The organism is Aeromonas cavernicola, assembly GCF_002795305.1.
Lineage (GTDB): Bacteria > Pseudomonadota > Gammaproteobacteria > Enterobacterales > Aeromonadaceae > Aeromonas > Aeromonas cavernicola.
The window spans coordinates 1-662 of sequence record NZ_PGGC01000221.1 but is presented as its reverse complement, the minus strand read 5'-3'; the positions used below and the strand labels follow the sequence as shown (position 1 = coordinate 662).

Below are 662 nucleotides of genomic sequence, written 5' to 3'. Positions count from 1 at the left end.
TTGGTGTTTTGCCACCCAGAAGATGAGGCGGGCTTGCGCTTGGAGCAAGAGACCATGGTGCAAGAGGTTTACCGCGCTTGCTGCGATAGCGGCCATGAACTGCTGCTGGAGGTGATTCTGCCGGTGGGAATGCCGCGCAGCGACGCGCTTTATCTGCGGGCCATCCAGCGTTTTTATAACCTCGGTGTGAAACCCGATTGGTGGAAGTTGCCCCCCCTTAGTCGCCACAGCTGGCAGGCACTGGATGAGCTTATCCACGAGCGCGACAGCCACTGCCGTGGCGTGGTGCTGCTCGGGCTGGATGCCTCAGAGGCGGAGCTAGCCAGTGGGTTTGCCGACGCTGCGCACTCGCGTCTCGTCAAAGGGTTTGCGGTGGGGCGCACCCTGTTTGGGGCCCCCTCCCGCGCTTGGCTGGCAGGCCAGATTGACGATGAGCAACTGGTTGGCCAAATCAAAGATAACTACCTGCGTCTGGTTGACCTGTGGCGTCAGCGCCAGGTTTCCCCTTCCCATTGAACAACAAGGAGCCATCACATGACCGTACAACTTGGGATTAACCCGCTGACGTGGACCAACGATGACTTGCCGTCGCTGGGGGCTGACACGCCCCTGCAAGTCTGTTTGCGTGAGGGCAAGCAGGCCGGATTTGCGGGCTTTGAACT

General features: G+C 60.1%; 1 protein-coding gene. It reads left to right on the top strand.

Annotated elements, in window-relative coordinates; genetic code table 11:
* Nucleotides 1–516: 2-deoxy-5-keto-D-gluconate 6-phosphate aldolase domain-containing protein (locus CUC53_RS18015; RefSeq protein WP_157798326.1), on the top strand; the 516-nt coding region annotated here is incomplete at its 5' end.
* Between the last annotated feature and the right edge of the window lie 146 nt (nucleotides 517–662).